Below are 4,281 nucleotides of genomic sequence, written 5' to 3'. Positions count from 1 at the left end.
GTGCTGATTATCTTAGGTATGATCGGTTATGTGGTATTACCAAGATTTATCAGCTTTGAACCAGAAACTTACGAAGCGAAGTGGGAGCAAACCAAGCAGACCGCTGAGCACGTTTCTGAGACGCTAAGCAACAAAGAAACTTACGATCGAATTGAAGAAGAGATTAGTCGTTCAAAAGGGCAAAATAACTAGATATTGGTTATTTGTTCGTCTGTTCACACTTCGAATCGAAAAATTATAAACCTATCATTAATCTCATAATTTCATCGTATACTTATCTCGCTTGTTCTAAGCCTAAGGTTGGGTTATGAAAATTCGCAGCTCTGCATTAGGGTTTACGTTAATGGAGTTAATCCTCGTGATTGTTCTCCTCTCTATCCTTTCACTTTTTGCAGCCAGCCGTTTTATGGGCTCTGGCAGTTTCTCTGCATATGCATTACAAGAACGCGTGATTTCTGTTATTCGCCAAGTGCAGGTGAATCGTATGCAGTCGAATATCAGCATCCCAAACAAGCCTTATCCTGAAAGATGTCTACCCAGTAGCTACAAAGCTGGAGAGGACTCTAGCTACACTAATTTTTGTTTGTCGATTACAAGCTCTTGCATCGGGTCTAGTGCTGCATGCGGCCTGGCTAGCAAGGAACAAGACACTCGTAGTGACATGGTTGTTGATAAATCCGCAAAGTTTTCACTGACCAATGCTGTAACTAATCCAATCGAGTTTGATTTATTGGGTAATCCAATAAACTCAGCGAGTGGTGGGGTTTCAATCCTGATTGAAGATAAGCATGGTCGAAGCCGCTGCCAAGTTGAAATTAATACTCAAGGCTATGTTTCTAAAGGTACATGCTCATGAAGAAATCTAGTGGCATGACTTTGATAGAAATGATCATCGCGATTGTTTTAATGGGCATTGCGATGGTGGCGTTTACTTCTTTTCTTGTCCCTCAAATTCGAGATTCCGCCATCCCTCATTATCAAACCCGCGCGGCCGCATTAGGCCAAGGTTTCATGTCTCAGATATTGGCGCGAGGCTTCGATGAAAACAGCGACTTTGATGGTGGCACCGTTCGGTGTGGTGAGAATGGAGTGAGCTGCACTAACGTAAATAAATTAGGTGCGGATAAAAAACTAGACGGTTCCTTGGAAACAACGCCTAGTGATTTCAATGATGTCGATGACTATATCGGGTGTTGGAGCACATCTACAACGGCTTCTCAGTGTGATGGTATCCCTAGAGGGAATATTAGTGATGTACTTGGTGCGGACAGTACTGAGCAGTACAAAAACTTTAGATTAGAAATTAGCGTTGCCTATGATGATCTGACGGATAAAGCTCCCGATGAAATAACCGAATACAAAAAAGTAACATTAAGGATTTTTGCGGGGAACACGCAGCCCCTTACTTTAACAGCTATTAAGGGGAACTACTGATGAAAGATCGTGGTTTCACCTTAATGGAAATGATAGTTACGATTGTGGTCGGCAGCTTCATCATGTTGGGGATAGCTGGGTATGTCCAGTTAGGAATGAAAGGCTACGCTGATACTATCGATCGCCAACGAATACAAACACAGGCTCAGTTTGTTTTAGAAAAGATGACGCGTGAAATCCGCCATGCTGTACCTAATAGTTTTCATGTGCCAAAAGGAACAACTAATTGTCTAGAGTTTGTGCCGATTGAATATTCTGGTTTTTACACGTTTAAGAATAATGACTTAGAGTTTTTGCTAGGTAATGACTCAACGCTTAATCCTATTCCTACGAATCGCAGGATGGTGATAAATCCGAGCCGATATGAAGATTTACAATCAACTTCTTCGCGAAATATAGCCATTGGTGGTTTAGCTAAAACAGGTAAGGTTTTTGTTGTTAGTGGGGGGGCAAGTACGATTACGGGATCCTCTGTTTCTAGCCGTCTTTATATTTATCAAGAGAAGTCGGAGGTTCGCTACTGTTTTGATACCAAGCGAGTTACGCGAAATGGTATTACAGTTGCGGATAGTGTCGATACGTCCGTAAGTGGTATGCGTTATCTAGAGTCTACTCTGCAACGAGGTGGTTTAGTTCATATTAATCTAGAGTTTGAGCAGGATGGTGAACGTAGTGTGTATCAACAAGATGTGCAGGTGCTCAATGTCCCGTAAAAGAAACTCCAGCGGAAATGTACTAATCATCGTGTTATTCGTCATTATTGTAATGGGATATTTGGCTTCCTCTTTAATGAAAGTTACATGGTCGAATCAAAGCGGATTAACAAGAGAGTTTTTGGGAACAAAAGCTTGGTTTGTTGCTCAGTCCGCCAATGAGTGGGCACTGACCAAGATGTATCCGTTAGATACAAGTACAACAGATATCGAGACCGTATGCAGTGGGGAGGTTAGCGGTGCCGTTCCGCCGGTAGCTGTGGGAAGTGGGTGCAAGGTTAATGCGATGGCATGTACAAATATAGGTACTTTCAATGAGGGTACCCCTGACGCTGAATCTCTTTTTAAGGTGCAGGCCACGGCAACGTGTGGTTCTGGGGTTATACAGGTACAGCGTCAGCAAGAAGTTTGGGTTAGGGATTAGGATAATGAAAAGAATAATAATTACTGCTTTATTCGTCAGTTTGTTTTCTTCTGAAAGTTTTTCTGCTGTTCCAAATGATATGACTCCATATTGGTCGATTAGTCAGGGGAAAATGAAAGCCAGAGGGAGCTTCTGTGGTGGGTATTATTATGATTTTGGCAACTATATTTGTCCCAATGGTCTTACAATGAATGTAGGCCAGTCAGTCAACGCTTACCGTGATATCAACATTCATGTTTATGGTGGTGTTGAACTTAAAGGAAAAAATACTTTAGGAAGCAGTGAACATTCGATCAATATCCTATCCAAGAACAGCGATTTCAAAGGTAAAAATGACATTGAAATTTTTGGGCGTGTGGAGTCTTTCGGTGCAGTTGAACTCAAGAACGATATTAAGGTTCACGGTTTAATCTACGTATCCCACGGAAAGGTGCTTCTTGAAGATTCAGAAGTACAAGGCAATGTTACCAGTTACTCTGATGGTATTGAGATAAAAGGTAAAAGGAATGTCATTAATGGCAGTGTTGAGGGGGCTAAAGACGTAACTCTCTCGAAAGTAACAGTGAATGGCAATGTTACGAGTACGGGTGGACAAATTAAAACGGAGAGCAATGGTAACAGGATTCATGGTGATGTTATAGCGCATGGTGATATAACGTTGAAGAAGACGGTTGTCGAGGGGAAAGTTACAAGTCAAGGCGGTGAAGTAAAGACAGAATCAAATGAAAATGAAATTCAAGGTGATGTTTGGGCACGAAGCAAAGTTACTTTAAAACAAACGAAAGTTACTGGGGATGTAACTAGTGAAGGTCACGAGGTGATCCTAGAGAGCCATAACCAAGTACACGGAAATATTCTCGCTCTACATAAAGTCGATATTAAAAACTCATTGGTTTGTGGCCGGGTAGAATCAACAGGTAGCGAAGTATCGTTGACTAACTCTAAACTCGATCAAAATCGAGGTGTTTATACTCTTAGTGAAGCGATTCAGTCCCACGGGAAAGCCACAGTAAAAAGCTCGACCGTCTGTGGTTCTGTTAACTCAAAATCACATTCTTACGAGTACAATGATAGTGACATTTATTGTGGTGTAGATGATCCCAACTGTCAGCCCCCCCAGACCGGAGAGTGCCCAATAGAGGCTGTAGCCTCACTTTGTCCTGAATTAGTTCCTGTTATTCCTCCAACACAGCAATGTTCACTATTACCAGAAGAAAACTTCAATTCAGGTTCATTGTCAAACTGGTCGGTGATGGGCTTTGGTACCAGTGACGAGCCCCATATGTCTGATGGACGTTTCATCTTAAACTCAAATAAACCAGAGCAGGCAACAGCCTCTGCATATAACTATATTTTTCCGTCAGATCAGAACTATTTAGAGATTGAGTTTGATCACAATGCATATGGTGGGAATGGTGCTGACGGTGTTGCGCTGGTGATTTCTGATGCGAGTGTCCCTCCTCAAACCGGGGCATTTGGTGGTCCGCTTGGTTACGGGATGAAGCTTCTAAAGAATCACTACCCTGAAGTCTCCAAAGATGTAGAAGGCTTTGCTGGTGGTTGGCTAGGTATTGGTATTGATGAGTTTGGTAACTACATTCGTGAAGGGAGCGAGAAAATCGTTTCAAATAGTGTTGCTGATAATGTTGGGGTGCGTGGACAGGGCGTCCAAGATGCGAATGGTAAGTGGTTGAAAGGTTATCCGTATAT

At 42.3% G+C, this 4,281-nt stretch carries 5 protein-coding genes and 1 pseudogene; all 6 read left to right on the top strand.

Features of this window, described 5'->3' with window-relative positions:
- Window positions 1-192 (top strand): MSHA biogenesis protein MshA (locus tag CAG68_RS16030; RefSeq protein ID WP_237667886.1); only part of this gene is annotated, 192 nt, incomplete at its 5' end.
- 115 nt (window positions 193-307) lie between these two features.
- Window positions 308-856 (top strand): type II secretion system protein, encoded by a 549-nt coding sequence (locus tag CAG68_RS16025; protein WP_005381149.1) that lies wholly within the window; start codon window positions 308-310, stop codon window positions 854-856.
- Window positions 853-1,434 (top strand): type II secretion system protein, encoded by a 582-nt coding sequence (locus CAG68_RS16020; protein WP_161441357.1) that lies wholly within the window; start codon window positions 853-855, stop codon window positions 1,432-1,434. Before CAG68_RS16025 ends, CAG68_RS16020 begins: the two co-directional genes overlap by 4 nt.
- Entirely contained in the window at window positions 1,434-2,147 is a 714-nt protein-coding gene (locus CAG68_RS16015; RefSeq protein ID WP_158159794.1) for a PilW family protein, read from the top strand. The genes CAG68_RS16020 and CAG68_RS16015 overlap by 1 nt, the downstream gene beginning before the upstream one ends.
- Window positions 2,137-2,571 carry a hypothetical protein gene (locus CAG68_RS16010; protein ID WP_025767605.1) on the top strand — a complete coding sequence of 145 codons (435 nt, stop codon included), beginning with the start codon at window positions 2,137-2,139 and terminating at the stop codon, window positions 2,569-2,571. Before CAG68_RS16015 ends, CAG68_RS16010 begins: the two co-directional genes overlap by 11 nt.
- A 4-nt stretch (window positions 2,572-2,575) precedes the next feature.
- Window positions 2,576-4,281 (top strand): annotated as a pseudogene (locus CAG68_RS22205) (hypothetical protein); the annotation flags it as partial.

The sequence above is a fragment of the Vibrio sp. V42_P2S4T144 genome (assembly GCF_009904715.1).
GTDB classification, from domain to species: domain Bacteria; phylum Pseudomonadota; class Gammaproteobacteria; order Enterobacterales; family Vibrionaceae; genus Vibrio; species Vibrio alginolyticus.
Note: the sequence above shows the minus strand (reverse complement) of the source record. Positions and strands in the feature narration are given on the sequence as shown.